Below are 26,299 nucleotides of genomic sequence, written 5' to 3' on the forward strand. Positions count from 1 at the left end.
CATTTGCTTATTTGGGGGCAGATAATGACAAGCACTTGGTTAGAAACCGTTTCCAAAGTTGAATCCATGATTCCTCTGTTGGGTAAATTAGGACGTGAACAATCCGTTAAGGTGCAGCTTGCTGGACAAACATTGCTAGCTGACTCTGTAGCCGGCCTAATTGCGGTATTTGACCAGTATCCAGAGTTGGATCTTGTGCAAGTTGAGCAAGTATTGAATAACTTGCTAGATAGCGGCGTCGCTAACGTAAGTGTTGAGCTAGAAGAAGTGCTGGCACAGATGGATCTAACCGCGTTGGCTGGAAACGCACCTAAAGGCGGTGCTGTGCCGGTTGTGCTGTACGGTTTTGGCCGTATCGGACGTCTAGTTGCTCGTCGTATGTGTGCGATGGGGCACACTACGCCAGGTATGCATCTTGCCGCGATTGTTGTTCGTAAAGCAGGCGATAACGACCTTGCGAAACGCGCTAGCTTGTTAAAGTTTGACTCAGTTCACGGTACTTACGACGGTATCGTAAAAGTTGACGCAGACAACGAGCAATTGATCATCAACGGCCAAGCTGTGAAAGTCATCTATGCATCTGACCCAAGTGAAGTAGATTACACCGCCTACGGTATCGAAAATGCCCTAATGGTAGATAACACTGGTCGCTGGCGCGATCATGACGGCTTGAGCGTACATCTAGCGCGCCCAGGTATTGAGCGCGTGGTGTTAACTGCTCCTGGCAAACAAATGAAAAATATCGTATTTGGCGTTAACGATAGCGATATTACTGCTGAAGATTCGATCCTATCTGCGGCTTCTTGCACTACCAACGCGATTACCCCGATTCTTTCCGTGCTTGAAGAAAAATACGGTATTGAATCTGGCCACGTTGAGACAGTTCACGCTTACACTAACGACCAGAACCTAATCGATAATGTTCACAAAGGTGATCGTCGCGGTCGTGCAGCAGCGCTTAACATGGTTATGACAGAAACTGGTGCTGCCAAAGCGGTGTCTAAAGCGATTCCATCTTTGGAAGGTAAATTAAGCGGTAGCGCGATTCGCGTTCCTGTGATCAACGTATCCATCGCTGTTCTAAGCCTAACTTTGAAAGCTACTACTACCGTAGAAGAGATCAATGCGCTACTTAAGAAAGCGTCAGACTCTGCTGCATTGGCGGGTCAAATTGGCTACAGCGCTGAAGCGGATGCCGTAAGCTCAGACTTCATTGGTAGTGAGCAGGCAGGTATTTTAGATTCTCTGTCTACTAAGGTTCGCGGTAATCAGGCAACCCTCTACGTATGGTACGACAACGAATATGGTTACAGCTGTCAGGTAGTTCGCTTGATGGAAAAGCTAGCCCAGTACGGTTTGGTAACTGAGCAAGCGAGCACAGAGCAAGCTGCATAATAGATTGACCGGACACATTAAGCATGTGTGTTAGTTCGGCGACCTTCGGGTCGCCGTTTTTTTTGCATAAAAAAATATATGGCCAAAAAAAACGGGCCAGAGGCCCGTTATAAAGTAACTAGCAGTTGCGTGACGACAAACTAGGATAATATCGCCACACTCTAATTGTGGCTGTGGGGGCACAATTAGAGTAAAGAGGAGTTGCATTCCTCGTTTCAGGTTGCTGTCCAACCCAAAACATGAGCCCATTGTAGCGCTTGCTAGATTCAGCTCAATCGATTTAAACTAGCTTTTTGCAATAGAAATGCTAATGCCAAATGCTTTGGGTGGAGCGATGCATAAGATTCCATATGGTTTTCTATATACCTTTGTAGTGGCGGCGAAACATCTTAGTTTTACTAAGGCTGCGGAAGAGCTGCATTTGACCCAAGGGGCCATTAGTCAACAAATTCGAGGGTTGGAAGAGCGCTTAGGGTTTGCGCTCTTCGTCCGCTATCATCGGCGCTTGGAGCTAACGGAGGCAGGAGCGCGTCTAGCCTTGCATTCCGGTCAGCATTTTACCCAATTAGAAGAGTTAGTAGCGGAATTACGGGAAGGGGCAATGGATAACATTGTTACCCTGTCAGTGATGCCATCATTCGCTACTAGGTGGCTGATGCCTCGTTTGGGATCATTTCAGCAGGCCTATCCAGACTTGCAATTACGTATTCAAGCGAGTGATCGGGAAGTGGATTTCAAACGAGATCGAATTGACGTTGCGATCATTCATTCCCATCTACATAACCGCCATGACTATGCTGTTCCTTTACTAAAAGATAAAGTTTTCCCAGTGTGTAGCCCTGCCTACCTACAGGCTCATCGGCTGACTTCTCCGCAAGATTTAGCTAGGGTGCGCTTGTTAAATGATGATTCAGAATGGCGTTTTCATAGTCCCTACGCAGAATGGGATGCTTGGCTTGCACAGGCTGGTGTGGTTGGTGTTAAGCCAAGTCGAGGTATGAGTTTTAATCGCGGTGACTTGGCTGTGCAGGCTGCTTTAGCAGGTCAAGGCGTTGCCTTGGGGCGCACGCCGTTGGTTATGGATGATTTGCGCCAAGGTCATTTAGTACGTCCATTTGATATCACGCTGGATCAGGGAAATGCTTACTTATTCGTCTGCCCTAAGCCTTATCAGGAACGGGAGCCAGTGCAGCAGCTACTGAATTGGTTGGTGGATGAATGTCGGAATTACAGCCCCGCAGATGCCTGTCCGCAGTTGTTGTGATTCATCGCGTTAGAATAAGCTGCAAACTGAGGTATTTTTTTGTAAAACAGTGTATAAAGAATCATGCACCGATATTTACAATTTGAAATTGACACAATAGGTGTACCGTCCTGGCTAGAGGAACTAGCTATTCTCATTGATGTTTAGATAAGGGTTGATCAACATGGCAAAATTGCATGCGGAAGTTCAGCAAGACGACTTCATGAAATTTGGTGGAGAGCGTCCAAGTTACTTGGATATTGAGGATGACTTGATGGCGCTTGGTGGCCATGGTGTGGCTGGCAACAACTTTAAAAAAGACGTGATGAAAAAAGCAGGTTGGACAGGTGGTGCGCTGGCGACTTATGCTTCCCGTCCTCAGGTTGCTCAAGCGGCATTCAATCGTATTCGAGTTTTGCTGCCGAAAGTGCAATCTCCTCAAGAGTTGCTGAAATTGTTGGAAAGTAAGTAACCTTAGGCAAAAATGGCTGCACTACGCAGCCATTTTAGTGATGCAGCTATTCCCGTTTACTTCTCGGCGTCGGCAATGGCGCGTATACCGTACTCTTCGTCCAAGATGCGACCGATAACGTTGTCGCCTGCTAGGTGATGTGCGTATTGCATGTGTAGGCAGCGTACTTGATCCCAATTTTTAATGCCGCCAATCCCTAGCTCTTCAAATAAGTGAGTAAAGCCTTTTTCTTCGATAATGGCTTTGTGTTCAGCCGACATGGCATCCCAGCGGCGTTTGATGTAATCCTGGTGGGAGCGATGGTGCGCGGCACGTAATTCTGGGTCTTGCTGGATGCGTAATTCCAATTCTTTAACGATACCCTGGCTTTCGATACGCGCCAGTGCTTTATCAATGGCACTACTTGAAAGCCAGTAGAGCGTGGGAAAGGGCTGGTCAAACACCCAGGTTTCCATTTCTAAAACTTGTGGCACACCTTGAGGAGAATAGTGGGCGATACGTCTGATACCACTTGGCGCTCGGCCTAATTGTTGGGTGATGATGTTAAGGTCAGATTCTGAAAGTGTGGTCATGTAGTTAGGACATAAATGCTGGGAAGCTGGCTGCAAACTTCTGAATCCATTCGGCTGCCGCTTCGTTATAGTTCAGGCGGCGTCCCTGATGTTTTGCTTGGCGCCGATAGTGCTCGATTTGGGATAGTTGTTCGATCATGCGCACACAGTAACACTCGTCCTGAATCGGGAACTCGATTGCAATGCGGTATTCTTCCTGTTCCTTGTCGCACCAGACGATACGTCCAGTCACACAAAAGTTTGGGTCAATTTCCGCTAATGCTACTCGTACGCAATCTCCTGGGAGGTAGGCTTCAGCAGCGAGACAAGTAATACCAACAAAGCCCTCTCGGGGAGCTTGCGGCGTAGGGAAGACTTGCTTCTCTATCAAAGTAAGCTCAAGCGGTAAATCTTTGGGATGAGCAACAAATTCCATCGCACCAGCCAGGTAATGTGTTAATCAGTCTATCGGCCAATCCGCCAGAGAGTTTATAAAGAAAGCGAATTGTACGCTTTTTACACTCCCTGTACAGAATGATCTTTTAATATTTTGTCGTTTTTGGATAGCCATATTCTATATCCGACACTGTGCCCCGAATTTCAAGGAAGTAACTCGCTCTCGCTGGGGAAATGTCCGATGTTACAAACAACTTAACTTGTTAGATGAAGGTTTGCTTGGCAAAGTTCCCCGAGCACTCGAATTGCGTTGTCGGTGCTGTTATCCCAAGGCAGGGCGTAGTTAATACGCAAATAGTTATGGTAGCGATCATGCAAGCCGAATGCCTGTCCGGGCATAATGACAATATTTTGTTGCGCAGCGTGTTGGTAAATAGCGAGTGCGTCAATCGACTCAGGCAGTTCAACCCAGAGTAAAAAACCACCTTGAGGTTGTGAGCATTTGGTCTGCTCAGGGAAATACTGTTGGATAAGTGCTACACAACGTGCGAGATTTTCTTGGTATGCCTGACGGGTTTTACGTAAATGGCGGTCGTAGGCGCCATTCTCAAGAAAATTGGCGATAGCCGTTTGCGTTAACGTTGGTGATGCCAGTGATTGAGCATGGGCCAGTGCCTCGATCTTATCCTGCCAGGCGCCACCAACTAGCCAGCCAACTCGAAACCCCGGTGCAATGCTTTTCGAGAAAGAACTGCAATAAATCACCTGTTGATCTTTATCGTCCGCTTTTAGTGCATGTTCCCGTTGCTCCGCATAGCCGAGCTCACCGTACACATCGTCTTCGATAACAACCAGATCGTACCGTTGCGCTAATGCCAATAGGCGTTTACGTGCTCCCGGAGGCATGGTGGCGCCGGTAGGGTTTTGGTTATTTGGTGTAACAATGCAGGCACTTACCTTGGTTTTTTGTAGCTCTTGCTCAAAGCTAGAGAGATCAATGCCAGTTTCTCGGTGACAAGGGATCTCAATAGCTTGTAGTCCTAGCACATCGATAGCTTGTAGTACGCCATGGTAGGCTGGGGATTCTATGATGACCTTATCGCCACGTTGTGTCGTTGCTTGGAGAGCCAGCAGAAGAGCATTTTGGCAGCCAAGCGTCACGGTAATATCTTCCATGGCGGTCTGACAACCTGCATCAAGCATGCGGATAGCGATCTGACGCCGCAATACTTCAGAACCGGGGGTAAAGGCGTATGTGGCACAGATTTCTGGTTCCAGGCGCATTAACCTACCTACCGAGCGCTGCAATTGCCGAATTGGTAAATACAACCCCTTGGGAATGGCTGCAGCGAATTGGGTCACATCCGATTTTTGCGAGGCATGGAGTACCTGATTTAGCAACGTCATGATCGAGGTGACTTTGCTGGTGTGTGGCGCGCCGGTCATCGTGGTTTGTGTCGGTAGACTCTGACTGCGCTTGGGTAGCGAATGGACAAAATACCCTTTTTGAGGGCGTGCTTTGATAATGCCGCGATCTTCCAGCAAGCGGTATGCCTGCAATACGGTCGCCACGCTCACGTCAAATTGTTTGCTGGTTTTGCGCACTGACGGAATTTTGGTATCAGGCAGGTAAATACCTTCACGAACCTGCTGCTCGATAGTATTGGCAATCTTTTCGTAAAGGTTTTTTTCCATAGTTAACTATAAAATCGTTATGTTTAGAGCAGAGCAATTTACCAGAAGCGGCTTGCGTTGCCTATGTAGGCCCAACATTCAGCAAAGAAATGTGGTTGTCCCGCCAGATGTCATAGGGCTTCCTTGGCGAAGATGCAGCGTCGTAATGAGGAAGATTTTGGCTCTTTTGTTTGTATCGAATTAGAGTAGTATGCAGGTACTAAAGGTGGATTCTTGGAGAACAAAATGACAATTCAAGCAGGCGATCTGTTACCCCATGGACAGTTTCAAGTCATGACAGATTCTGGGCCACAGGATATTGATGTGGCTGAGTTTTTTGCTAATAAACGGGTCGTTGTAATGGCGGTGCCCGGAGCATTTACACCCACTTGTAGTGGAGCCCATTTGCCAGGCTACGTTCAGCACTATGACGACTTTTTAACAAAAGGTATTGATAGCATCGTCTGTCTTTCCGTGAATGATGTCTATGTGATGGATGCTTGGGGTAAAGATCAAGGGGTTGGTGCTATTGTCATGGCAGCGGATGTATTAGGGGAGTTTACCCTATCAATGGGATTGGAAATGCGCGGCAAATTTGGCTTGCGTAGCCGCCGTTATGCCATGTTGGTCGATAATGGCATAGTGCAACAGATGTGGTTAGAAGAGCCGGGCGAATTTTCTATCAGTGCTGCTGAGCAGGTGCTTCAGTCATTGTAACGCTTATAGCTATTTGTGGTGATAACTTGCTAATTTGTCCGGAGCATACCAATATTGGTTGGTAAGACAATAAGTTATAAATAAGGAGGGCGATCATGAAGTATGAAGATCGCGTCGATGCCCTAGTCGCGCCGAAGGGTGCGCTGGAAATGTTATCTCAAGATGAAATAGCCCGCATGTCTTCCCAAAGTGGGTCCTTGCATGAGTTGTTCCGCCGTTGTGCGTTGGCCATACTGAATTGTGGCAGTGACTCTGATGATCCATCAGAGGTTATGGAGCAGTTCCATGACTTCGAAATTCACATGGTACAACAGGAACGTGGCGTCAAGTTGCAGCTCGTCAATGCGCCAGCCAGTGCCTTTGTTGATGGGCGTATGATCAGTAGCGTGCGGGAAATGCTGTTTAGTGTACTGCGTGACATTATTTTCACTTATCACGAGTACAACCTAGATCGAGGCTTGAATAATGCCTCTTCAGACAAGATTACTAATGTGGTGTTTGAGCTGTTGCGTAACGCCAACGTATTTCGTCGGATACAAGCACCCGATATGGTGGTGTGTTGGGGGGGGCACTCAATTGCTCGTCACGAATACGACTACACCAAACATGTTGGTCACGAATTAGGGTTACGTCACCTTAATATCTGTACTGGTTGTGGTCCCGGCGCCATGAAAGGGCCCATGAAAGGGGCGGCAATCGCCCATGCGAAACAGCGTGTAACCAACGGTGTCTATCTCGGATTAACCGAACCCGGCATCATTGCCGCTGAGTCGCCCAACCCGATCGTGAACCAATTAGTTATCATGCCGGATATTGAGAAGCGCCTTGAGGCTTTTGTGCGTACGGGACATGGGATCGTAGTATTCCCCGGTGGCGCTGGTACCGCAGAAGAAATTCTGTATTTGCTGGGTATCTTGTTACACCCACGTAATGCGGATGTGCCGTTCCCGTTGGTGTTTACCGGGCCAAAAGAAAGTGCTGCCTATTTTGAGCAAATTCACAGTTTCATCGGTGATGTGCTAGGACCTGAGGCTCAGAATAAGTACCGTATCATTATTGACGATGGTGCTGAGGTAGCCCGAGTGATGGCCCAAGGCATGGAAGAGGTGCGGCAGTATCGTAAAGCCCACCATGATGCTTTCTATTACAACTGGAAGCTGTTTATTCCAGAGGAGTTCCAGCATCCATTTGAGCCGACCCATGAAAATATTCGTGGTTTAAACCTGCACTTTGGTCAAGAGGTTCACCTGTTGGCTGCGGATCTGCGTCGGGCATTTTCTAGCATTGTGGCAGGTAATGTTAAAGCTCAAGGGATTGCAAGCATCAAGCAGCATGGTCCCTTTGAAATACATGGCGATCCGAAGCTCATGCAAAAGCTCGATGCTCTATTAGAAGCTTTTGTTGTACAGCAGCGTATGAAGTTACCGGGCAGTGTGTACGAGCCCTGCTACCGCGTAATTACTGATTAATTGGTGGTGTAAACCAAAAGAAACCCAGCCTCGGCTGGGTTTCTTATTGAATTAGGTGTTGGACTGCAGCTTAGCTTAAGTTGCTGCGAATGCGTTCTTGGTGAGCAAGAACTAGCTTCCCGGAGATACTGGCAGGGTTGGGTATGTTTGGTAGTTCATCAACCGGCCAAAAGCCTGCTTCGGCAATTTCCCCAACAGCCGGTGTCACCTCGCCAGAGGCGTATTCTGCAAAAAAACCGACCATTATTTGATGTGGGAATGACCAGGGTTGGCTACCCATGTACTCCAAGTTACGGATGGTAATACCGACTTCTTCCTGAACCTCGCGGACTACCGCTTGCTCAAGAGATTCTCCAGCTTCGACGAATCCGGCAATGTTGCTAAAGTGCCCAACTGGGGCGTTGACGTTGCGGGCCAAGAGCAATTGATTGCCTTTACGAACTGATACGATCACGCAGGGAGAAATGCGCGGGTAATGGCGCAAGTTACAGCGGGGGCAAATTTTTGTATGTTCTTTGTCGTGCTTGTCTTTTAGTGGAGTGCCACAACGACCACAAAACTGGTGATCCACGTCCCAGGTAGAAAGTTGGTGAGCGCGACTTAGGACACTGTAAGTGGTCTCGTCTGGGGTTAGGATAAGCTCCCTTAGGCCTTGTTCTGTAAACCCTTTGGGAGGTTGTCGGAAGCGGCAGACGAACACGTCTTTGCCCTCTAATTGACCACAGTAAACGGAGCGCATATCAGCGGTAGGATGAAAGTCTTCAAAGCTAAATAAATAGCGTTGCTGCTGCGTTAGCACTAAATGATTGCTCAGTAGAATATAGAGAGCTTCTTTATGTGGCTTAGGGTGAGGATGGCTGCCGATTTCTAACATACGGGTTCGCATTTTAGGTGAAAGAGACCGGCTAAACTAACGCGAACCGGCCCCTCGTGCAACCTAAGACCAGTTTAAAATCACTTTGCCAGAAGCACCCGACGCCATAGTGTCAAAACCTTGCTGAAAGTCTTGAATATCGAACTGGTGAGTGATGATTGGTCGAATATTCAATCCCGATTGCAGCATGGCTACCATTTTGTACCAAGTCTCGTACATTTCGCGGCCATAGATACCTTTAATGGTTAAACCTTTAAAAATGACTTGGTTCCAGTCGATGCGAGTGTCTTGCTCAGGAATGCCTAGCAAGGCAATTTTGCCGCCGTGGTTCATGCTGCTCAGCATGGATTGAAACGCCTGTCCGTTGCCGGACATTTCTAGTCCCACGTCAAACCCCTCAGTCATGCCGATCTCTGCCATTACCTCAGGTAGAGATTCTCGGGTTACGTTGACGGTACGAGTAGCGCCCAGCGCCTTGGCTAGCTCTAGCCGGTAGTCGTTTACGTCGGTGATTACTACATGGCGCGCGCCAACATGTTTGGCGATGGCGGCTGCCATGCTACCGATCGGGCCTGCGCCCGTGATGAGTACATCTTCACCAACTAAGTCGAAAGACAGGGCGGTGTGGGTCGCATTGCCAAATGGGTCGAAAATACTGGCCAAATCATCACTAATATCAGCTGGGATTTTGAAAGCATTGCTGGCTGGTATCGCGAGGTATTGGGCAAAAGCGCCAGGGCGATTGACGCCAACCCCTTGGGTTTTACGACATAGATGACGTCTACCAGCGCGGCAGTTGCGACAGTGGCCGCAAGTGATGTGGCCTTCTCCAGAAACACGGTCGCCAATTTTAAATCCTTCTACTTCTTGGCCGATTTCCTCAATGACGCCAACGAATTCATGTCCGACGGTCATCCCCAATGGAATAGTTGCTTGGGCCCAATTGTCCCAGTGGTAGATGTGCATGTCGGTACCGCAAATGGCGGTTTTTAGCACGCGAATTACCACATCATTGTGGCCGCAGCTGGGGCGTTCTTTTTCGGTTAGCCAAATCCCTTGGCTGGGGTTTGATTTGCTTAAGGTAATCATGTCTTGCTCCTAAATCAGATGATCCCCAATTTTTTGCCGGCATTGGTAAAGGCTGCAACGGCAATTTCGAGGTCTGCTTGGCTATGGCTAGCGTTCATCTGCGTGCGAATACGTGCCTGGTTTAAGGGAACAACTGGGTACGAAAAACCGGTAACGAGTACACCGTTACTATTGAGTTCTTGGGCGAGGCTTTGAGTGAGCTGGGCATCGCCAATCATAATTGGGATGATGGGGTGTTCTCCAGGCTTTAAGGTGAAGCCAGCAGCGCTAAGTGCCTCCCTAAAAAAGCGTGCATTCGCGAACAGTTGCTGGCGTTGCTGTGGCTGCTGGGTGATTAATCTTAGTGCCGTCAGGCTGGTTGCCACAATCATTGGCGCTAAGCTGTTAGAGAATAAATATGGTCGCGAACGTTGTCTTAGCATATCAATGACCGTTTGCTTGGCACTGGTATAACCACCTGAGGCGCCACCTAGGGCCTTACCTAGGGTGCCGGTGATGATGTCCACACGCCCCATAACACCACAGTGCTCATGGCTGCCTCGACCATTCTCTCCCAAAAAGCCTACGCCATGGGAATCATCAACCATGACCAAGGCGTCAAACTGGTCGGCGAGGTCGCAAATGGCTGCTAGATCAGCAATAGTGCCATCCATCGAAAATACACCGTCAGTGACAATCATAATGGTACGAGCGCCCGCGGCTTTGGCTTGCTCTAGCCGGGTGCGTAAATCCTGTAAGTCGTTATTGGCGTAACGGTAGCGCCGCGCTTTACATAAACGAATGCCGTCAATGATGCTGGCATGATTCAGTGCGTCGCTAATAATGGCGTCTTCTTCGCCAAGTAGTGTTTCAAAAAGCCCGCCATTGGCATCAAAACAGGAGGAGTAAAGGATGGTGTCCTCCATGCCAAGAAAGTCACTAAGTTCTTGTTCAAGCTGGCGATGAATCGTTTGGGTGCCACAAATAAAACGCACGGATGCCATACCGAAACCGTATTGATCAAGCGCCTCATGGGCAGCGGCAATGATTTGTGGGTTAGATGCCAGGCCCAAATAGTTATTGGCACAAAGGTTAATCATCTGGGGGGCAGTCGTGGTTGCAACAAATCCTGCCTGTGCGCCAATCAAAGTCTTCTCTTCCTTATACAGGCCTTGTGTTTTGATGGTATCCAGCTCACTTTGTAGTCGTTGAAAAAATTCGCTTCTCATTATTTTTGCTCCTAATGTCTTTCCTTGAGTGTAGAAACAAACTAACCGGATTGGGTAGATGCAGTGACCATCTGAAACGACCGTAACAGTTTGGTGTCATAGCGCTGCGGAGTCACGTAAACTGTAAGAAATGTTTAGGAGAGCGAGTTTCATGTTGAAAAAATTATCGGTGGCAGGCTTGTGTGCCACTGCCATAAACGCATCGGCCCAAGATTATTTGCCGATTTTGCAATATCACCACGTGTCTGATAATGCCCCCTTTTCGACCTCGGTGACCCCTGCCCAGTTTACCGAGCATATGGATTACCTCCGTGATGCCAATTTTCAGGTGTTGCCTTTGGCTCAAGCCCTAGCGGATATTCGTGCCGGTAAGCCGTTACCGGATAAAGCGGTAGCGATTACTTTTGACGATGCCTATCGCAATATCTATGAACAAGGTTTTCCAATTTTAAAAGAACGTGGTTTCCCGTTTACGGTATTCATCAATACCGGGCCAGTAGAGCAGGGCAACAAGAGCTTTCTGACTTGGGATCAGATGCGGGAAATGCAGCGTTTTGGTGGGGAGTTTGCCAATCACACCGTAGGTCACCCTTATCTACTGCGTTTGGAGCAAGGGGAAACGGTTGAGGCATGGTGGTCTCGCATTACCCATGAAATAGAGCAAGTGGAAACCGCGCTAACGACTCAATTGGGTGAGTCTCCAAAAATGCTAGCGTATCCGTATGGTGAATCCGATGCCCAAATTCAGGAGTACGTAACAGACCGAGGGATAATTGGTTTCGGGCAACAGTCGGGAGTGGTTTATCAAGGATCAGATTTTGCCAATTTGCCCCGCTTTCCCGCTGCGGGCCATTATGCCAAGTTAGCGACCTTGAAAACCAAGCTAAATGCTAAGCCAATGCCTCTTATCGATACTCAAGTAGGTGGGCTATATGCAGGGCAGGAGCCAGTGAGTATGACGATGCAGTTCGATAAGACTGGCTATCGCTTTAAAGAGCTTGCCTGTTATGTGTCTGGGCAAAATCAGGCAGAGCTTATCTGGCTTGATGAGTTGACGGTGAAAGTCGTTGCTGAGCGCCCCTTCCGTGCAGGCCGTAGCCGCATAAACTGCACTATGCCTGATAAGACAGGTCGCCACTATTATTGGTTTTCTAACGTTTGGATTAAGCCAAAAGGGGATGAGGGTTACGTAAGCGAAAAAAACGAAAAATTTTAAAAAAAAGTGTTGCACAGAAATTTCAAATCCGTAATATACACCTCGCTCGCAACGGAGGGGTGGCAGAGCGGTTTAATGCACCGGTCTTGAAAACCGGCGAAGGTTAGTAGCCTTCCGAGAGTTCGAATCTCTCCTCCTCCGCCATCTTCACTTAGTGAAGTAAATTGTGAGAAAAATTAGTTGTTCCCTGATAGCTCAGTTGGTAGAGCAAATGACTGTTAATCATTGGGTCACTGGTTCGAGTCCAGTTCAGGGAGCCATCGGAGTATAGCGCAGTCTGGTAGCGCGCCTGCTTTGGGAGCAGGATGTCGGGGGTTCGAATCCCTCTACTCCGACCACTAATTTAGTCTAATGGTAATGGTGGGCGTAGCTCAGTTGGTAGAGCTATGGATTGTGATTCCATCGGTCGTGGGTTCGAGCCCCATCGTCCACCCCATTACCTCCTTGTTGGGTCGTTAGCTCAGTTGGTAGAGCAGTTGACTTTTAATCAATTGGTCACTGGTTCGAATCCAGTACGACCCACCAACTTTCTCTGATATTAATTCCCTGATAGCTCAGTTGGTAGAGCAAATGACTGTTAATCATTGGGTCACTGGTTCGAGTCCAGTTCAGGGAGCCATCGGAGTATAGCGCAGTCTGGTAGCGCGCCTGCTTTGGGAGCAGGATGTCGGGGGTTCGAATCCCTCTACTCCGACCATCAGGTCACGAGATTTTTCTCACAAGAATGGGTCGTTAGCTCAGTTGGTAGAGCAGTTGACTTTTAATCAATTGGTCACTGGTTCGAATCCAGTACGACCCACCATTCTTTCTCTTCTTTTCTCTTTCTTCTCTAGTATTTTCTAATCGCTAATCGCTAATCGCTAATCGCTAATTTTCAGATGTTTTGGTGTCTGTTGCTGCCTTTGGTTGCCCATAAGGTTTATGGGTGCACTGAAGTGGTGTTTTGATTTGGTGTGCTTGGTGTGGCGGGTGATTTTGGTGTTGATTAAATAGCTGCCGACTTTGATTGGGTGCGATCTAGATTTGAGTGTTTGGCTTAAATGAGGTGTCTACGGATGTAGAAAAAAGAAATGGTGGAGGGAGGTGGATTCGAACCACCGAAACTTTCGTGGCAGATTTACAATCTGCTCCCTTTGGCCACTCGGGAACCCCTCCACAAGAGCGGGGCAAATAGTACTTGCCTCGCCTTGTAATGTAAAGCCTTTTTTAGTGCTTGCCGAGTAATTTCTCTAATTTGGCTTTCATGCGCTCTTCAGCAGAAAGATTGGCAAACGGGTCGTCCTTTTCAGCAGCAATTTTTGTGGCTTTGTTGCTGGTTGGTTTGGTTTGGGTGCTTTGGTTACGCTTATTAGTGGGTTGTGGGCGTGACTTCTTCATTTTCATTGCTGCTGGGGCGCGCTTCTCAACCTTACCAGCAGGAGTCGGTGTAGTGTTAGGTAGAGCAGGCTCATCGCTTACTGGCGTGCCATTTAGGTCAATGCGCGGTTGTCCGGTAAGTAGGCACTTTTTATAGCGGTCAGAGCGCGTATAGGTGGCTAGGGCACGGCGCTGCTTACTGGCGTTGAAGTTATCATCGAGTTCCATGTCCTTATCGATCCCTACTTTCAGCGGGCGAGGATTGTTCCAGTCAAACGCTTTCGGGTAGCGTTCTTCCAGTAGGCGAATCAAGCGACGGTTGTTTTTCTGGTTCTTTTGGCGGCGTTTTTGTTCAGCGCTTAAAGTTGTCGTGGTGTCATTGATCGCTTCCTGGTTGGCATCTTCAGAAAGTAGCTGTTCAGAGGCCTCTGGCGCGATAGTTTGATTTTCTTGGGTCATGGTTTCGATTGATTGATTAGTGAATGTCTCTGGAAGATTGGCGCTTGGTGCCGTCATGCCAAGATCAAAGCAAAGCTGATTCTCGGTATCTCCCGCGTTGTTATGACCATCCTCGGGATTTAGTGGAAGTAGGTCAAGGGATTCTTCTATGTAGAGTTGTAACCGGTCTTCAGTAGAGCGCTTCAATGGCTGTGCCAGCAGGTCTGGCTGTGCCGCTTGTGGAGTAACTGGAGTCGGTGATGTTGCGCTCAGAGAGCGTAAGCGCTGGATTTCTTCATGAGCCTCGCTCAGTGCTGTTAGAAGCGTTTCTATACGCTGTTCCAGCGTTTTGATAAGTTGATCCATGAGGAGCGTCCCTATAGCGGATTCAATGGCACGGAAGGAGTATTGGCACGTCCGACCATTTCATGTCTCTGTTGTTCGGTGGGCATAACAATGGTGGTAAATGGGTTGTGTAGCCACCAACGATAAGCGCCAAATGCAGCCAGCACCACGAGCAAAGTAGAGAAAAGTTTCATAAGCTAAAAAGCGAGTCCAACGCCAATAGTCGCCATTTTGTCGTAGGCTGTGTTGTCACTATTAAAGACTTTGAGAAAAATATCCATGCGGGTGTTATTGGAGGTTGCGACACGTAAGCCTGCTTCTGGGTAGTAAGCATTATTGTCTACCAAGTAGTAGCCTAGGCCTAAATAACTCCACACTGGGGTGCTACCGCCCCAATTAAACAAGGGTGTAGGGCTATAAAAGCGCACACCATAGTTGATTGCGCTTTCAAAGCTGTCCCGCATAATGAATGCGAAGCCACCGTAGAGTGATAAACTGCGGGGAAACACATATTCTACGGCGGTGTTGAGTACCGTGGTGGTCGTGCCGGTAGCAGTGGATGGCTGGCTAAACACCGCATCATAAGTGATAAGTGTAGAAAATTGTCCAGCGGCCGACGCGCTGGTGGCTCCCAGTACGAGGGCAGCTGCAACAATCTTTTTCATCTTAGTTGTGATCCAGTTGGTTAAGGCGATTCAACATATTGGACAGAGAATTTTCCCAATTGCTGTGTTTTTCGCCGACTTCATTGAGTTGAGTTTTAAGTTCATCGCGCTCTTCGGAAAGTTCGTAATTTTGCATTTCCAACTCGGAAATACGTTGTCTTAGAGTTTGGATCTCTTCAACTGCGCCATTAATACGTTGTTCTAGGTGGTGTAGTAGTTCGTTATTCATAAATACTGCCTTATGGCTGTTTGTTGCGTTAATTCTGCTGATTGTATGGATTTACCACGCGATAACAACATCTTGTTGCTGAACATTTAGTACCCGCGCGTCTACACTAAGCTCACCAATGGCAAAGTTGGGTTGTACCTGAGTGATAGTGACATTGATGTTGGCATTGTTGAGCTGGGTTTGCGGGGTCTGCATTTGGTCAAATATTTCGTAGCGCCGGAACACTTGAAACTGGTCTCCCTGTTTGATTCCGGCCAATGAGCCGGCAGAGATATGGATCTTGTTGCCTTCGGTACGAAAAATGTTGGCCACAAAAGGTTGGCAGCGTAGCTTGTCGCTGGTATCGAGAGCGCTAGCCCAGAGAGCTTGAGCGACTACTCTGCCATAATGGGTGGTCCAGAAACGGCCACTGCCGAAACCAATTTTTTCCCGTTCGGAAATATCCCACTCTCCCACTTCTTGCACCCGATCCTCAAAAATGAGGGCGCCACTAAACCCATCATAAACATAGATGTCGACAACAAAGTTGCGCTGGTGATCTTCTTTGTTGGCCCAACTCAAGAGGCTATTTAATGGCGTTTTTTGATCAGGGTGTTTGGGGTATAACTCGCCAATATCTCGAATCACGCCACTGACTACGTACTGAACCCCTAGCTCTTCACCAATTCGGGCAACATCGGTGAGGGAGCCATCGTAGTTAGTAGAGGTGGGAGCGTTAATCAGATCTGGGTACATGGTGATATTGGTTGCCGAGAGCGCCCGAAGATAGCCTTGGCGATTGATTTCATCCACTAAGCTTTTAGGAAGTAAGCGCGTAATATCATGCAAGTTGCCCAAAGAAGCCTGTTGTGGCGTCTGCAACGCAAAGCCTGTGACGCCGACAAATTTGCGATAAAGGTTGGTAGTGCCATTGTCACACATGGCCTCTGGGCTTACGTCTACACTGATGGTTAGACTCAGGAAATCGCCGTCGATACTTTCCGCGATGATATTGGCATTTTTGGTCGCACCGCCACTTTGCACTACTACGGAGGAGTCGACTTCCCCGTTGTTTAGCCGTTCATTAGCCCGCACCCGGCTACTGGCTTGTAGTACGGCTTGTTTGATTGCCTGTTGGGTAGCACGATAGCGGGCATCGGCCACATCGCCGTTGTAGATTACGGCTTGTCCGCGGGCTTCAATAGTGTCGCCAACAGCGGGCAGAGCAAGTAGCAGAGCAAAAGTGAGAGTAAGCCAGCTTAAACGCATTATTCAACCGTATAGAAGTTGCTAGGTTGGGAAGTGTAGGAACTGTTCACGCCTGTATTTTGGCTGCCGGAGCGGATCTGACAGCCAGGGTTGCTCAAGATACTGCTAGGGGAGCTAACGCACTGGCGGAAGTTTTCTTGCAAGGCCATTTCTACCACGGTTTCAAAGGTGCCGTCTTCCAGTTCCCGTTGGGAAATCACTTTTGCCCCAACCAAGTAGGCATCTACGTAAGTGCGCAATTCATCGTGTTGCATCATAAGATTGCTAAGGGAGCTGGTGCCGTCGATTTTTAAGCCGTATACCCGTTCAGAGAGATTACGATAAGCGTCGAGCTTCGAGCCACGCAAAGCCATCAAGCGAGCTTGGGGCTTAGACATGTTTTTCGAGGTGATGGGTGCGGAATAGCCCGTCGCATTGACAATGATAGGATCGCGTGGCACCACATCGACAATCTCGATATCTCGCCCCGCCATAGTGCTACCGCCTTGGGAGTTGGTGACTACGCTGTCATTGCATGGGGCAACTGAGTTGCAATCGAAGGTTGGGCGAGGGCCGCCGCTACAGGCCGCAAGTAGTGTGGCGACACCAAATACAATAGTTAACTTTCCTAAGTGCCTCATGGGGCCTCCAAATTCAATCAGTGAACGCGATAAATGATGACTTTGCCTGGTGTAATAATATCAGCCGGCATGGCAGCATCACTGGTAGGGGTAGGAACCATTTCCGTGTCCCCCTGATAGTAGTGGTTGTAGGTACATCCCGATAGCACCAGTGTCGTTAACAAGAGTATTAATGGCTTCATTTTCTGCCTCAAACAATATCACATACCTAGTGTTTTCGGTGAATCTGCTCACAACTTAAGCCATTTTACGGTAATGACGGGGTTTTCGTATAGGTTTTGACGCGCTTCTTTTGTCCTTCAAAAGATTGGTTAAAAAGTAACCTATAAGCTACGCTTCTGAGAGCAGTGCCAATCAAATGGGGGTGAATGATGAAAACACCGACAACCTACAGCTTGATGTCAGAACCAATTAGTTTAGCCGCGCGCCTGCGCTTCGATGTGGAGCAGACCCTACAGCAGCTCTACGCTGATTCATCTTTGGCAGAGCGCCTAGATGACCTTTATCTACCTTTTGCCCAATGGGTTGCCCATCATGCTAGCGCCAGAAATAAAACGTTAGTGGTCGGCATGGGAGGGCCACAAGGCTGTGGCAAGACCACTTTTGCAACGGTGGTAAGTCATATCTTAACGAAAGGATTTAACCTAAATACCGTGGTAGTGAGTCTCGATGACCTTTACTACACTCGTGCAGAGCGGCGCCACCATGCGGAGCAAATCCATCCGCTATTTGCGACCCGCGGCGTGCCAGGAACCCACGATGTGATGTTGGCTGAGATGATTTTCGAGCGTCTTTGTCATTTGTGCCGGGATGAAGTTATGTTTGTGCCGACCTTTGATAAATCCCTCGATGACCGCAAACCAGTTCATAAATGGACGGAGGTAGTGGGGCCGGTTGATGTGATCTTATTTGAGGGGTGGTGTGTGGGAGCCAATGCCGCCCCAGATGGGAGTTTGTCAGAGCCGCTCAATTCCCTAGAGGCGCAGTTAGATGTTGATGGTCACTGGCGTCATGGGGTGAATCGCGCTTTGGCGGAGGATTATACGAAGCTATTCTCTCGAATTGATATTCAGTGTTGGATGCAGCCACCGAGTTTCGATGTGGTGTACGACTGGCGTAACAAACAGGAGCGTATGTTAGAGGCACATCTCCATGATATTCATGGCGGGATCCTAGATACGTTGGACTTACAGCTAATGTCTGAGCAAGAGTTGCGTGGTTTTATGCATTATTTTGAGCGTATCACCAAGCGTATGATTGCTGAGATGCCGAAACACTGTGATGTCTTGTTTGAATTAAATGAGCATCAGCGTGTGATGAGTATGGTATTGCCACAGTCTCATTAAATGGCTGAGTTGTGATAGTCTTGGCGTCATTATGCTAGAAAATTTTTGTGGAGAATTAGCGTGACGCCAACACTTCAATATATTCAGATGGATACTAATCCAGATCAAGCGCCCCAATACGGTGTGATTTGGTTGCATGGCCTCGGAGCCGATGGTAATGACTTTGCGGGGTTAGCGCCTGAGCTTCGGCTCGACTCGTCGGTTCGCTTTATCTTTCCTCACGCACCAATGCGATCCGTCACCATCAATGGTGGAATGAAAATGCGGGCTTGGTACGATATTTTGGAAATGAGCCTCGACCGTAAGGTGGATATGGCGAACATTCTGGAATCGCGCCAGCAGATTGATGAATTGGTGGATGAGCTGGTCGCCGCAGGCGTGCCCTCCGAGCGTATTGTGATTGCGGGCTTCTCTCAAGGGGGCGTGATCGCCTACGACTACGCGTTAAATTCTGGGCGTAAATTAGCGGCGGTGCTGGCTTTGTCTACCTACCTTGCCGCGCCAGATGCCCTAACCAGCGCCGCGAATAATGCCAATGGTGCAACGCCATTTTGCATTCATCATGGTACCTATGATCCGGTGGTGGTGCCGGAATTGGGTGAGCGTGCCCAAACGCTATTGCAGCGACAAGGCTACCCAGTAACCTACAAAACTTACCCAATGCCCCACGCGGTATGCCCTGCGCAAGTACAAGATTTGCGAGACTGGGTTGGCAGCATTCTGATCTGAGGAAATAGCATGCAGCAGCAATGGTTAACCTTTGCCCGATCTTTGGCATCCCAAGCTGGAGATATAATCCGTCAGGCTCGGGCAAATGACGGCTTTGATCGAGAATTTAAAAGTGGTCATGAACTGGTGACCTCCACGGATTTGGCAGTGGATAAATTTTTGGTTGATGAGATTTCCAAGACGTATCCAAGCCACGTGATTTTTTCTGAAGAGTCTTCTCCTGCCACGCTGCTTGACCCAGAGTCTGACCAAGTTGTCTGGGTGATTGACCCCATTGATGGTACGGTGAATTTTGCCCAAGGCTTGGAGCATGTGGCGGTATCAATCGGGGTATATCAAGGTGGGCAGCGACGCGTGGGAGTGGTTGAGGCGCCGTTCCTGCATAAGCAATATTGGGCCGCCAAAGGGCAAGGTGCTTTTTGTAATGATCAACCCTTAGCAGCCGCCAGCGGTAAAGCGCTGCGCAACGCTGTGATAGCAACGGGATTTCCCTATGTACGGGATAACCTAGATGAGCTGCTCGGGTATGTGCGTGAAATCCTAACCCATTGCCAAGATATTCGCCGTAACGGTTCGGCTGCGCTGGATTTGTGTGGCGTAGCGGAAGGGGTCTTGGACGGCTACTACGAGTCGGTGAAACCTTGGGATATGGCTGCTGGAGCCTTGATCGCCACAGAAGCTGGTGCGGTGGTTGGAGCCTTTGGCAAACAGCGTGCCGAGTGGCCCCTAGAGTTAAATGGAGATCACCTTTTAGTGGTATCTGCTGACCTGTATCAGTCTATATTAGAGATATTGCAAAAGTGCAAAAAATAAGCTGATCTAGGTCAGCTCGCGCCATTCGGATTCCTCTAGAGTTAGACCTAATTCAAAGAGGAGGAAACATTATGTTTTTAGATGATGTTGTATTAGCAGGCGTGATTACTGTAGGCCTAATGGTTGGATTCTTAGGTGTGTTTGGCGTGATTGCTTACCGCCGTATCAGTAAAGAAAAGAAATAAGTCGCCATTTTCATACAGATATCGAAGCCAAGCTGAGATAACCATTCTTAGCTTGGCTTTTTTATTGCTTAGCCTGTGACCCATAACTGAGCCAGTGTAGAATGTCCTCCGTATAAATTTTTATTTACATGTAGGGGATTCATGTCTACCACAGCTTTCATTTTGGCCATTTGTGCCAGCCTCGCGGTTATCGCCGTGTCGATCTATTTCATTCAGCGTCAGCTTAAGGTCAACCAGCTTCGCCAAGCCAAAATCAGTGCTGGTCGTGAATTTGTGCAGCAAGAGCGGCAAAAACGTATCGACAGCATTCGGATTCTGCTGCAAGCCGTGGAAGACGATGACAAGCTCACTTGGACAGAAGCCTCCATTCGTATCAAAAATTTACTCGATCAACTCAGTGTCGATTTTTCTGAACATGAGACAGTGTCAGCGTTTTACGAGTTAGAAGCCAAAACCCAACACATCCCCACCCATGACCAATGGAATCAACTGCCAGCTAACGCGCGTATGAAATACCGTTTAGAGATGGATAATCACGAAACTCAGTTGCTAGAACGCTTGCGTGCTGGCAAGCAGGTGTTGCTAGCCTATTCCTTTCCTATGCCGGATTAACTCAAATCCATGTTGGAGTTTATCATTAGCCTAGCTTTGCTATTCTGTTTGCTGGTTGGGTTACTGTTGTTCTTTGCTTTGAAAAAGCGTCGGTTACCTTATTATCAAGTTTCCCAGCAGGATTGTGTCAGAATATTAGAACAAGCCCTGTCGGGAGAACTGAGTGAATATGACTGGCAGGTCTTTATTGGCTTTACGGTTACCTACGATGAAGACATAGAAGCGCTACGTCTAACTTGCGCCCAAATCGACGAGGATTGCACGAAGAATGCACGTTTAGTGCAGGGGAAACTTTGTGTCTGCTTCACCAAGGAGGGTATGCTACAGCTTGAAAGTCTGCTGGATGAGTGGCGCCATAAAGTGGCGTACCATGCGTGAGCGCGAAACCACATAATGAAAATTGGGAAGAGGACATATGCAGGATATTAATGCGTTAATTGAACAGGGGCAGGCTTGGCTGCCTTGGGTGATGGAAAAGAGTGTCGGACTAGTTGTCGGCATAGTAATCTTTTTTATTGGTAAATTTATTGCTCATAAAATTGCCCATTGGTGCGAGCAACGTATGCTCAAGGCGAACGTGGATAAAGCTGTAGCCGGCTTTTCTTCTAGTATTCTATACGCCTTGATTTTTGCCGCAGTAACCCTGATGGCCTTAGGGCAAATCGGCGTACAGACTACTTCTTTTATTGCGATTTTGGGTGCTGCTGGTCTGGCTGTGGGTTTGGCATTACAGGGCTCCTTGTCTAACTTTGCGTCCGGCGTGCTCATCATTCTACTGCGCCCATTTCGCGCCGGAGATTTCGTCGATGCGGGTGGTCAGATGGGGACGGTAGACCGCATTGAACTGTTTCATACCTACCTCAAAACCCCCGACAACCGCGTTATCATCATGCCAAACTCCACCATTATGGACGGCTCGATTGTGAACTTCTCCCGGGAAGCAACACGTCGTTTGGACTTGGTGATTGGTATTAGCTACGACTCGGATATTCGCCAAGCTCGTAACTTGATTCAAGGTATCCTAGATGCAGATGAGCGGGTGCTAAAAGACCCTGCAACGGTCATTTGGGTATCTGAATTAGCGGATAGCTCGGTAAACTTCAGTGTCCGTGCTTGGGTCGCTTCCGGTGACTACTGGGCATTACGCTCCGATCTATTGGAAAAAATCAAATACTGCTTCGACGAAAATGGCGTCGGCATTCCATTCCCACAAATGGATGTGCATCTAAGCAAGCAAGATTAAACGTCGTCATTTGGCAGTCCCTATTTTAGGGGCTGCCTTGTAACTGGTTCGAGAATTATGAGTCGCTATCGTCCTCCTGCACCCAAGAAATCTGCCTATATCACCAAAGAGGGGGCAGACCGACTTTTGGCTGAGCTGAAGCATCTTTGGAAGGAGAAACGCCCGGCAATTACAGAGTCAGTGCGTGAGGCCGCTGCTCTTGGCGATCGGTCGGAGAACGCTGAGGAATCTACGGAAAAAAGATGTTGCGTGAAATTGATCGCCGTGTGCGCTATTTAGAGAAACGGTTGGATCAGTGCACGGTTGTAGATAGAGTTCCGCTAGATCAGTCACGGGTGTTCTTTGGCGCATGGGTAACCATCGAGGATGAAGATGGTGAGCAAGAGTGTTTTCGTATTGTCGGCGCGGATGAACTGGAGCACGATGAGCGTTACATTAGCATTGATTCGCCCGTCGCGAGAGCCTTACTAAAAAAGGAAGAGGGAGATGAGGTCATGTTGCGTCGCGCCCACGGCGAAAGGCTCTATACGATTGAGCGTATTGAATATTTCGATTTTGTCTAATGATCTACTTTGGTATGGCGCAATGGCATCACGGCCAGTGGCGTGATTGGATTTACCCCCGTTCAGCCTCAGCTACGGAGCGGCTAAGTCATTACGCCAGTGTGTTTAACAGTGTCGAAGTGGGCAGCACCTTTTATGCAGATGTGGCGCCAGCTCAACTACAGCAATGGTACGACGCGGTGCCGGACGATTTTCGCTTTGTCTTTAAGGCGCCGCAGACGATCTCCCATCACTTAGATGATCATTCCCCAGCGCAGCTCTTAGGCTTGTGGCAGGGATTTATGGATCGCCTTGCGCCCCTTGCGGATAAACTCGGGCCGGTGATGTTGCAGTTTCCAGCGCAAGTGGGGCCACAGCATTTAGCGGTGATTGAGTCTCTAGTCGCGGCTTGGTGTTTGTCCGTGCCGTTGAGTGTAGAAGTGCGTCATCTTGCCTTCTTTGAGAAAGGCGACAGTGAAGTAGCGTTATTGCGTATGTTGCGTGATCATGGTGCGAATCGGGTGGTAATGGACTCGCGTCCGGTATTTTCAACGCCCGCATACGATGAGGGGTTGAAAGATGCTCAGGCCAAGAAGCCCCGTGTGCCTTGCCATGCGGTGGCAACGGCGCGGTCACCAGTAGTGCGTTTTATAGGGCACCCAGAATTAAGTCGCAACGAGCCTTGGCTGAATGAATGGGCGACGAAAATAAGTGCTTGGCTTAGGGAAGGACGTGAGCCCTATGTGTTTGTGCATTCTTCCGACAATAACGACGCACCGCTACTGGCGCAAATGCTTGAGCAGCGCATTGGCTCCCAAGTAGTTTTGCCGAGAGCAGTGATTCGGTTGTCTGATAAGCCGGAGCAAATTAGCTTAATTTAAGCAGACGGTTCTACTTGCCTACACTATTAAACGTAATCAAGTCTTCATGGAATGGAAAGTGCCCTGTCTTGCTATCTTCAACATAGTAAGCCAATGCTTTGGCGACACTAGAAAAGGCAATCTCATCCCAAGGAATGTCTTTTAGCTCAAATAGGGCGACTTCTGAGCTTTCTTCCGTTGCATGGAAATTTGGCTGCGGCAGACTTGCTAAGTAAAACAGATGAACTTGGTTGATTCGTGGGATGCTGATTAGGCAGTATGGGGCGGTTGTGACTGCGGTGGCGCCGGTTTCTTCTAAGGTTTCCCGTAGGGCCCCTTCTGCGGTGGTTTCACCATTTTCCATAAATCCCGCAGGTAACGTCCAATAACCTAGGCGTGGTTCGATATTGCGCTTGCACAACAAAATTTTGCCGTCATAGATAGGCAAGGTGCCGGTAATGAGGCGCGGGTTATCGTAATCAATGAAATCACAGTTATGGCAGACTGCCCGCTCTCGGTTATCTCCAGAGGGGATTTCCATCGTCACTTGATGGCCGCATTTGGGGCAGAATCTCATAGCAATTACCTTATATTAACGCTGTTGCTGAAGTTTGGCGTATTTCACCACTTTCTGCTCGATTTCTTGAATCTCGATCAGATAGTTTCCGACCCGTAAACTGATCGGATGTTCCGGAATAAATTCCAGGGTTTCGATGATTAGGCCATTTAATGTCTTCGGGCCATCGGTTGGCAAATGCCAATTCAAGGCTTTGTTAATATCACGAATATGGGTGGTTCCCTCGATACGGAAGGAGCCATCTTCGAGAGTTTGAATCTCTTCTTCTTCGTCCTGTTGTGGCGGAGTGAACTCACCAACAATTTCTTCCAGAACGTCTTCCAGTGCGGCAATACCCTGTACATCGCCGTATTCGTCAACCACGATCCCCATTTGTTGGTGATCTTTCTGGAAGTTTAGCAATACCGTATTCAAAGAAGTGCTTTCCGGGATGAAGTAAGGCTCTAGCGTCGCCTTCAGTAAAGAAGCTTTGGTTGGGTTTGGTTCACGTAGGAACTGCGCCGCGTGACGGGCGTGAAGAATGCCGATTACCTTATTGATCTCGCCGTTATATACCGGCATACGAGTGTGGCGCGACTGACAAATCTGCTCGATGATTTCTTCTATCGAGTCCTCGATATCAATACCAACAACCTCGTTACGGGGCACCATAATGTCTTCTACAGATACTTTCTCCAAATCTAGTATAGAGAGCAGCATTTCTTGGTGGGCTGCGGGGATCAAGCCGCTGGCCTCATTCACTATGGTGCGCAACTCTTCAGAGTTGAGTTTATCGTTATCACTTTGATGATGATGAATGCCGAAGATGCGCAGCAAGCCGTTGGAGAGAGTATTCACCACGACCACTAGAGGATAGAGTACTTTCAGTAGCAGTGACAAAACCCAAGAAGCAGGAAAGGCGATCTTTTCCGGGTGGATAGTAGCCAATGTTTTTGGGGTCACTTCGGCAAAAATTAACACAATTAAGGTAAGCGCGCCGGTAGCGATGGCAACACCAGCGTCGCCCCAAATGCGCACGGCAATAATGGTAGCAATAGCGGACGCCAAAATATTAACGAAGTTATTACCAATTAGGATAATGCCAATCAAGCGATCTGGCCGCTCTAGTAGTTTGCTAACGCGGGCGGCTGACTTGTTGCCATTTTTAACCAAGTGTTTGAGCCGATATTTGTTGATCGACAACATGCCCGTTTCTGAGCTGGAGAAAAACGCCGAGAAGAGGATAAGTGAAAACAGTATTCCGCCGAGAATACTTAAGGGAACGTCGTTCAAAAAAAATCAGCCTCAATTAGTTAAGATAGTCGGATTATTAGGTTTGCTTGGGTTGCTGTCAAATGGCGGTGTGAGGTTTTTACACCGCCCCGATCAGGAATTCCAACACGATCTTGCTACCGAAGTAGCCAAGCATTAGCAACACAAAGCCACCGATGGTGATCTTGACGGCTAATTTACCGCGCCAACCCAGCATATGATGGCCGAGTAACAGTCCAGCAAACACCAGCCAAGAGGCAAGGGTGAAGAAGGTCTTATGGACCAAATGTTGGGCGAACATATCTTCAATAAAGTAGAAGCCGGTACCGATGGTGATGGTTAGTAGAATAAAAGCGGCCCAGATAAATTCAAACATCAGGCGCTCTAATACCTGCAGGCTTGGTACTCTTAAAAGCTGGCGTAGATTGTGATGCTTGAGCTGATACTCTTGGATTGCTAAGAGTATCCCAACGCCACAGGCGGCAGTGAAGAGACTATAAGCAACGGATGCAATCAATATGTGTAGCGACGTTCCGAGTGAAGGGCTGTGTAATAGGATAAGGCTGTCCGGAGATAGTGCATTAGCGGCCATGACTATCGCTGCGGCAGGGAAGGCAATCGCTAGTAATAACGATAAATCCTTGTCTCGATTACTGACCCAAAGCACTAAATTGCCAATAAGTGCGATCAGTAGGCCAATGGTTAAAAAGTTGAAACCGTCTTGAAATGCTAGCAATTGCACCAATGCTACTGTGTGTACAACTAGTGCCGCAACGCCGGTGATTTGGGTTAGCTGGGTGTTTGGCTTTCGGTAATAGTTGCCGCCAGCGAATAAAGCTAGTAGGCAAGCGAACCACAAGGCAATTTGAGTCATAGGTTTAACCAACGTCCTGAGGGTATAGGGTGTGCACTAAAACTCCGTTATAATAGAGCCAA

30 protein-coding genes, 9 tRNA genes and 1 pseudogene are annotated in these 26,299 nt (G+C 48.4%); 23 read left to right on the top strand and 17 right to left on the bottom strand.

The features are described 5' to 3' along the window. The first annotated feature begins 24 nt into the window (after window positions 1-24). The 3 genes from FJM67_RS09870 (at window position 25) to FJM67_RS09880 (ending at window position 3,110) form a co-directional block, all read left to right on the top strand. Window positions 25-1,395 (top strand): glyceraldehyde-3-phosphate dehydrogenase, encoded by a 1,371-nt coding sequence (locus tag FJM67_RS09870; RefSeq protein WP_140588890.1) that lies wholly within the window; start codon window positions 25-27, stop codon window positions 1,393-1,395. A 334-nt stretch (window positions 1,396-1,729) separates the two neighbouring features. Continuing rightward, window positions 1,730-2,659 (top strand): transcriptional regulator GcvA, encoded by a 930-nt coding sequence (gene gcvA / locus FJM67_RS09875; protein WP_140588892.1) that lies wholly within the window; start codon window positions 1,730-1,732, stop codon window positions 2,657-2,659. 163 nt (window positions 2,660-2,822) lie between these two features. Continuing rightward, window positions 2,823-3,110, top strand: coding sequence for a hypothetical protein (locus FJM67_RS09880; protein WP_140588893.1), 288 nt, complete (start codon window positions 2,823-2,825; stop codon window positions 3,108-3,110). A gap of 56 nt (window positions 3,111-3,166) precedes the next feature. Here FJM67_RS09880 and FJM67_RS09885 read toward each other — a convergent pair whose 3' ends face one another. The 3 genes from FJM67_RS09885 to FJM67_RS09895 form a co-directional block, all read right to left on the bottom strand. After that, window positions 3,167-3,682, bottom strand: coding sequence for a DUF501 domain-containing protein (locus FJM67_RS09885; RefSeq protein WP_140588895.1), 516 nt, complete (start codon window positions 3,680-3,682; stop codon window positions 3,167-3,169). A gap of 4 nt (window positions 3,683-3,686) precedes the next feature. Beyond that, the gene (locus tag FJM67_RS09890; RefSeq protein ID WP_140588897.1) at window positions 3,687-4,097 is read right to left on the bottom strand and encodes a PilZ domain-containing protein; all 411 of its coding nucleotides are present in this window, start codon (window positions 4,095-4,097) and stop codon (window positions 3,687-3,689) included. Window positions 4,098-4,312: 215 nt separating this feature from the next. Continuing rightward, a complete protein-coding gene (locus FJM67_RS09895; RefSeq protein WP_140588899.1) occupies window positions 4,313-5,752 on the bottom strand; it encodes an aminotransferase-like domain-containing protein in 1,440 nt (479 codons plus the stop codon). 225 nt (window positions 5,753-5,977) lie between these two features. Between FJM67_RS09895 and FJM67_RS09900 the strand changes: the two genes are divergently transcribed. After that, on the top strand, window positions 5,978-6,448 hold the full coding sequence (locus tag FJM67_RS09900) for a peroxiredoxin (RefSeq protein WP_140588901.1): 471 nt from the start codon (window positions 5,978-5,980) through the stop codon (window positions 6,446-6,448). 95 nt (window positions 6,449-6,543) lie between these two features. Beyond that, window positions 6,544-7,917, top strand: coding sequence for a nucleotide 5'-monophosphate nucleosidase PpnN (ppnN, locus tag FJM67_RS09905; RefSeq protein ID WP_140588903.1), 1,374 nt, complete (start codon window positions 6,544-6,546; stop codon window positions 7,915-7,917). A 70-nt stretch (window positions 7,918-7,987) separates the two neighbouring features. Here ppnN and nudC read toward each other — a convergent pair whose 3' ends face one another. The 3 genes from nudC to FJM67_RS09920 all read right to left on the bottom strand — a co-directional run bounded on the left by nudC (window position 7,988) and on the right by FJM67_RS09920 (window position 11,088). Continuing rightward, on the bottom strand, window positions 7,988-8,791 hold the full coding sequence (gene nudC / locus FJM67_RS09910) for an NAD(+) diphosphatase (protein ID WP_140588905.1): 804 nt from the start codon (window positions 8,789-8,791) through the stop codon (window positions 7,988-7,990). Between the two features lie 63 nt (window positions 8,792-8,854). Further along, complete coding sequence (gene tdh, locus FJM67_RS09915) at window positions 8,855-9,880, bottom strand: L-threonine 3-dehydrogenase (RefSeq protein ID WP_140588907.1); 1,026 nt, start codon at window positions 9,878-9,880, stop codon at window positions 8,855-8,857. 14 nt (window positions 9,881-9,894) lie between these two features. Then, entirely contained in the window at window positions 9,895-11,088 is a 1,194-nt protein-coding gene (locus FJM67_RS09920) for a glycine C-acetyltransferase (protein ID WP_140588909.1), read from the bottom strand. 151 nt (window positions 11,089-11,239) lie between these two features. Here FJM67_RS09920 and FJM67_RS09925 point away from each other — a divergent pair, with 151 nt between their 5' ends. From FJM67_RS09925 to FJM67_RS09965, 9 genes are all read left to right on the top strand, one after another. Next, window positions 11,240-12,304 (top strand): polysaccharide deacetylase family protein, encoded by a 1,065-nt coding sequence (locus FJM67_RS09925; RefSeq protein ID WP_235890033.1) that lies wholly within the window; start codon window positions 11,240-11,242, stop codon window positions 12,302-12,304. 53 nt (window positions 12,305-12,357) lie between these two features. Next, window positions 12,358-12,448, top strand: a tRNA-Ser gene (locus tag FJM67_RS09930). Window positions 12,449-12,488: 40 nt separating this feature from the next. Continuing rightward, window positions 12,489-12,564, top strand: a tRNA-Asn gene (locus tag FJM67_RS09935). A gap of 1 nt (window position 12,565) precedes the next feature. After that, window positions 12,566-12,642, top strand: a tRNA-Pro gene (locus tag FJM67_RS09940). A 22-nt stretch (window positions 12,643-12,664) separates the two neighbouring features. After that, window positions 12,665-12,740, top strand: a tRNA-His gene (locus FJM67_RS09945). 13 nt (window positions 12,741-12,753) lie between these two features. Continuing rightward, window positions 12,754-12,829 (top strand) — tRNA-Lys (locus FJM67_RS09950). 18 nt (window positions 12,830-12,847) lie between these two features. Next, window positions 12,848-12,923: transfer RNA gene (locus FJM67_RS09955), tRNA-Asn, on the top strand. 1 nt (window position 12,924) lies between these two features. After that, window positions 12,925-13,001: transfer RNA gene (locus tag FJM67_RS09960), tRNA-Pro, on the top strand. Window positions 13,002-13,030: 29 nt separating this feature from the next. Continuing rightward, window positions 13,031-13,106 (top strand) — tRNA-Lys (locus FJM67_RS09965). 269 nt (window positions 13,107-13,375) lie between these two features. Here the strand turns inward: FJM67_RS09965 and FJM67_RS09970 are convergent. The 8 genes from FJM67_RS09970 to FJM67_RS17515 form a co-directional block, all read right to left on the bottom strand. Continuing rightward, window positions 13,376-13,459, bottom strand: a tRNA-Tyr gene (locus FJM67_RS09970). Between the two features lie 51 nt (window positions 13,460-13,510). Beyond that, window positions 13,511-14,464 carry a ProQ/FINO family protein gene (locus tag FJM67_RS09975; RefSeq protein WP_140588913.1) on the bottom strand — a complete coding sequence of 318 codons (954 nt, stop codon included), beginning with the start codon at window positions 14,462-14,464 and terminating at the stop codon, window positions 13,511-13,513. An 11-nt stretch (window positions 14,465-14,475) separates the two neighbouring features. Continuing rightward, window positions 14,476-14,637, bottom strand: coding sequence for a hypothetical protein (locus FJM67_RS17510; protein WP_181161470.1), 162 nt, complete (start codon window positions 14,635-14,637; stop codon window positions 14,476-14,478). Between the two features lie 3 nt (window positions 14,638-14,640). Continuing rightward, complete coding sequence (locus FJM67_RS09980; RefSeq protein WP_140588915.1) at window positions 14,641-15,108, bottom strand: hypothetical protein; 468 nt, start codon at window positions 15,106-15,108, stop codon at window positions 14,641-14,643. A 1-nt stretch (window position 15,109) separates the two neighbouring features. Further along, complete coding sequence (locus FJM67_RS09985; RefSeq protein ID WP_140588918.1) at window positions 15,110-15,337, bottom strand: cell division protein ZapB; 228 nt, start codon at window positions 15,335-15,337, stop codon at window positions 15,110-15,112. A 51-nt stretch (window positions 15,338-15,388) separates the two neighbouring features. Beyond that, entirely contained in the window at window positions 15,389-16,585 is a 1,197-nt protein-coding gene (locus FJM67_RS09990) for a flagellar assembly protein FlgT (RefSeq protein ID WP_140588920.1), read from the bottom strand. Beyond that, entirely contained in the window at window positions 16,585-17,205 is a 621-nt protein-coding gene (locus tag FJM67_RS09995; protein ID WP_140588922.1) for an LPP20 family lipoprotein, read from the bottom strand. Before FJM67_RS09995 ends, FJM67_RS09990 begins: the two co-directional genes overlap by 1 nt. Before the next feature lie 17 nt (window positions 17,206-17,222). Continuing rightward, window positions 17,223-17,387 (bottom strand): hypothetical protein, encoded by a 165-nt coding sequence (locus FJM67_RS17515; RefSeq protein WP_181161471.1) that lies wholly within the window; start codon window positions 17,385-17,387, stop codon window positions 17,223-17,225. 186 nt (window positions 17,388-17,573) lie between these two features. Between FJM67_RS17515 and FJM67_RS10000 the strand changes: the two genes are divergently transcribed. From FJM67_RS10000 to FJM67_RS10035, 9 genes and pseudogenes are all read left to right on the top strand, one after another. Next, a complete protein-coding gene (locus FJM67_RS10000) occupies window positions 17,574-18,551 on the top strand; it encodes a hypothetical protein (RefSeq protein ID WP_140588924.1) in 978 nt (325 codons plus the stop codon). Window positions 18,552-18,611: 60 nt separating this feature from the next. Next, window positions 18,612-19,280 (top strand): alpha/beta hydrolase, encoded by a 669-nt coding sequence (locus FJM67_RS10005; protein ID WP_140588926.1) that lies wholly within the window; start codon window positions 18,612-18,614, stop codon window positions 19,278-19,280. A gap of 9 nt (window positions 19,281-19,289) precedes the next feature. Then, window positions 19,290-20,093, top strand: coding sequence for an inositol monophosphatase family protein (locus FJM67_RS10010; protein WP_140588928.1), 804 nt, complete (start codon window positions 19,290-19,292; stop codon window positions 20,091-20,093). Window positions 20,094-20,164: 71 nt separating this feature from the next. Beyond that, complete coding sequence (gene ccoM / locus FJM67_RS17915; protein ID WP_328591929.1) at window positions 20,165-20,278, top strand: cytochrome c oxidase subunit CcoM; 114 nt, start codon at window positions 20,165-20,167, stop codon at window positions 20,276-20,278. Between the two features lie 141 nt (window positions 20,279-20,419). Further along, complete coding sequence (locus FJM67_RS10015; protein ID WP_140588931.1) at window positions 20,420-20,890, top strand: DUF2489 domain-containing protein; 471 nt, start codon at window positions 20,420-20,422, stop codon at window positions 20,888-20,890. Between the two features lie 9 nt (window positions 20,891-20,899). After that, complete coding sequence (locus FJM67_RS10020) at window positions 20,900-21,268, top strand: hypothetical protein (protein ID WP_140588933.1); 369 nt, start codon at window positions 20,900-20,902, stop codon at window positions 21,266-21,268. A gap of 37 nt (window positions 21,269-21,305) precedes the next feature. Continuing rightward, entirely contained in the window at window positions 21,306-22,133 is an 828-nt protein-coding gene (locus tag FJM67_RS10025; protein WP_140588935.1) for a mechanosensitive ion channel family protein, read from the top strand. Window positions 22,134-22,190: 57 nt separating this feature from the next. Further along, a pseudogene (gene greB / locus FJM67_RS10030) lies at window positions 22,191-22,696 on the top strand (transcription elongation factor GreB). Then, window positions 22,696-23,556, top strand: coding sequence for a DUF72 domain-containing protein (locus tag FJM67_RS10035; protein ID WP_140588937.1), 861 nt, complete (start codon window positions 22,696-22,698; stop codon window positions 23,554-23,556). The pseudogene greB and the gene FJM67_RS10035 overlap by 1 nt, the downstream one beginning before the upstream one ends. 10 nt (window positions 23,557-23,566) lie before the next feature. Here FJM67_RS10035 and FJM67_RS10040 read toward each other — a convergent pair whose 3' ends face one another. The 3 genes from FJM67_RS10040 to FJM67_RS10050 form a co-directional block, all read right to left on the bottom strand. Further along, the gene (locus FJM67_RS10040) at window positions 23,567-24,112 is read right to left on the bottom strand and encodes an NUDIX hydrolase (protein ID WP_140588938.1); all 546 of its coding nucleotides are present in this window, start codon (window positions 24,110-24,112) and stop codon (window positions 23,567-23,569) included. A gap of 15 nt (window positions 24,113-24,127) precedes the next feature. Continuing rightward, window positions 24,128-25,384: an HlyC/CorC family transporter gene (locus FJM67_RS10045; RefSeq protein ID WP_140588940.1), complete on the bottom strand. Its 1,257-nt coding sequence runs from the start codon at window positions 25,382-25,384 to the stop codon at window positions 24,128-24,130. 79 nt (window positions 25,385-25,463) lie between these two features. Beyond that, window positions 25,464-26,237 carry a cytochrome C assembly family protein gene (locus FJM67_RS10050; RefSeq protein WP_140588942.1) on the bottom strand — a complete coding sequence of 258 codons (774 nt, stop codon included), beginning with the start codon at window positions 26,235-26,237 and terminating at the stop codon, window positions 25,464-25,466. Window positions 26,238-26,299: the final 62 nt, after the last annotated feature.

Origin of the sequence: Maribrevibacterium harenarium, assembly GCF_006385675.1 — a bacterium.
GTDB lineage: Bacteria > Pseudomonadota > Gammaproteobacteria > Pseudomonadales > Marinomonadaceae > Marinomonas > Marinomonas harenarium.

Excerpts from the sequence above, each read along its gene's own strand:
- nudC (WP_140588905.1), bottom strand. The coding sequence starts at position 8,791 with ATGTTAGAAATCGGCAGCCATCCTCACCCTAAGCCACATAAAGAAGCT.
- FJM67_RS09895 (WP_140588899.1), bottom strand. The coding sequence starts at position 5,752 with ATGGAAAAAAACCTTTACGAAAAGATTGCCAATACTATCGAGCAGCAG.
- FJM67_RS09925 (WP_235890033.1), top strand. The coding sequence starts at position 11,240 with ATGTTGAAAAAATTATCGGTGGCAGGCTTGTGTGCCACTGCCATAAAC.
- FJM67_RS10015 (WP_140588931.1), top strand. The coding sequence starts at position 20,420 with ATGTCTACCACAGCTTTCATTTTGGCCATTTGTGCCAGCCTCGCGGTT.
- FJM67_RS09870 (WP_140588890.1), top strand. The coding sequence starts at position 25 with ATGACAAGCACTTGGTTAGAAACCGTTTCCAAAGTTGAATCCATGATT.
- FJM67_RS09975 (WP_140588913.1), bottom strand. The coding sequence starts at position 14,464 with ATGGATCAACTTATCAAAACGCTGGAACAGCGTATAGAAACGCTTCTA.
- FJM67_RS09985 (WP_140588918.1), bottom strand. The coding sequence starts at position 15,337 with ATGAATAACGAACTACTACACCACCTAGAACAACGTATTAATGGCGCA.
- FJM67_RS09920 (WP_140588909.1), bottom strand. The coding sequence starts at position 11,088 with ATGAGAAGCGAATTTTTTCAACGACTACAAAGTGAGCTGGATACCATC.
- FJM67_RS17515 (WP_181161471.1), bottom strand. The coding sequence starts at position 17,387 with ATGAAGCCATTAATACTCTTGTTAACGACACTGGTGCTATCGGGATGT.
- FJM67_RS10020 (WP_140588933.1), top strand. The coding sequence starts at position 20,900 with ATGTTGGAGTTTATCATTAGCCTAGCTTTGCTATTCTGTTTGCTGGTT.
- FJM67_RS10000 (WP_140588924.1), top strand. The coding sequence starts at position 17,574 with ATGATGAAAACACCGACAACCTACAGCTTGATGTCAGAACCAATTAGT.
- FJM67_RS10035 (WP_140588937.1), top strand. The coding sequence starts at position 22,696 with ATGATCTACTTTGGTATGGCGCAATGGCATCACGGCCAGTGGCGTGAT.
- FJM67_RS09980 (WP_140588915.1), bottom strand. The coding sequence starts at position 15,108 with ATGAAAAAGATTGTTGCAGCTGCCCTCGTACTGGGAGCCACCAGCGCG.
- ccoM (WP_328591929.1), top strand. The coding sequence starts at position 20,165 with ATGTTTTTAGATGATGTTGTATTAGCAGGCGTGATTACTGTAGGCCTA.
- FJM67_RS17510 (WP_181161470.1), bottom strand. The coding sequence starts at position 14,637 with ATGAAACTTTTCTCTACTTTGCTCGTGGTGCTGGCTGCATTTGGCGCT.
- tdh (WP_140588907.1), bottom strand. The coding sequence starts at position 9,880 with ATGATTACCTTAAGCAAATCAAACCCCAGCCAAGGGATTTGGCTAACC.
- FJM67_RS09890 (WP_140588897.1), bottom strand. The coding sequence starts at position 4,097 with ATGGAATTTGTTGCTCATCCCAAAGATTTACCGCTTGAGCTTACTTTG.
- FJM67_RS09880 (WP_140588893.1), top strand. The coding sequence starts at position 2,823 with ATGGCAAAATTGCATGCGGAAGTTCAGCAAGACGACTTCATGAAATTT.
- FJM67_RS10025 (WP_140588935.1), top strand. The coding sequence starts at position 21,306 with ATGCAGGATATTAATGCGTTAATTGAACAGGGGCAGGCTTGGCTGCCT.
- FJM67_RS10010 (WP_140588928.1), top strand. The coding sequence starts at position 19,290 with ATGCAGCAGCAATGGTTAACCTTTGCCCGATCTTTGGCATCCCAAGCT.
- FJM67_RS09885 (WP_140588895.1), bottom strand. The coding sequence starts at position 3,682 with ATGACCACACTTTCAGAATCTGACCTTAACATCATCACCCAACAATTA.
- FJM67_RS09990 (WP_140588920.1), bottom strand. The coding sequence starts at position 16,585 with ATGCGTTTAAGCTGGCTTACTCTCACTTTTGCTCTGCTACTTGCTCTG.
- FJM67_RS09995 (WP_140588922.1), bottom strand. The coding sequence starts at position 17,205 with ATGAGGCACTTAGGAAAGTTAACTATTGTATTTGGTGTCGCCACACTA.
- FJM67_RS10040 (WP_140588938.1), bottom strand. The coding sequence starts at position 24,112 with ATGAGATTCTGCCCCAAATGCGGCCATCAAGTGACGATGGAAATCCCC.
- FJM67_RS09900 (WP_140588901.1), top strand. The coding sequence starts at position 5,978 with ATGACAATTCAAGCAGGCGATCTGTTACCCCATGGACAGTTTCAAGTC.
- ppnN (WP_140588903.1), top strand. The coding sequence starts at position 6,544 with ATGAAGTATGAAGATCGCGTCGATGCCCTAGTCGCGCCGAAGGGTGCG.
- FJM67_RS10050 (WP_140588942.1), bottom strand. The coding sequence starts at position 26,237 with ATGACTCAAATTGCCTTGTGGTTCGCTTGCCTACTAGCTTTATTCGCT.
- gcvA (WP_140588892.1), top strand. The coding sequence starts at position 1,730 with ATGCATAAGATTCCATATGGTTTTCTATATACCTTTGTAGTGGCGGCG.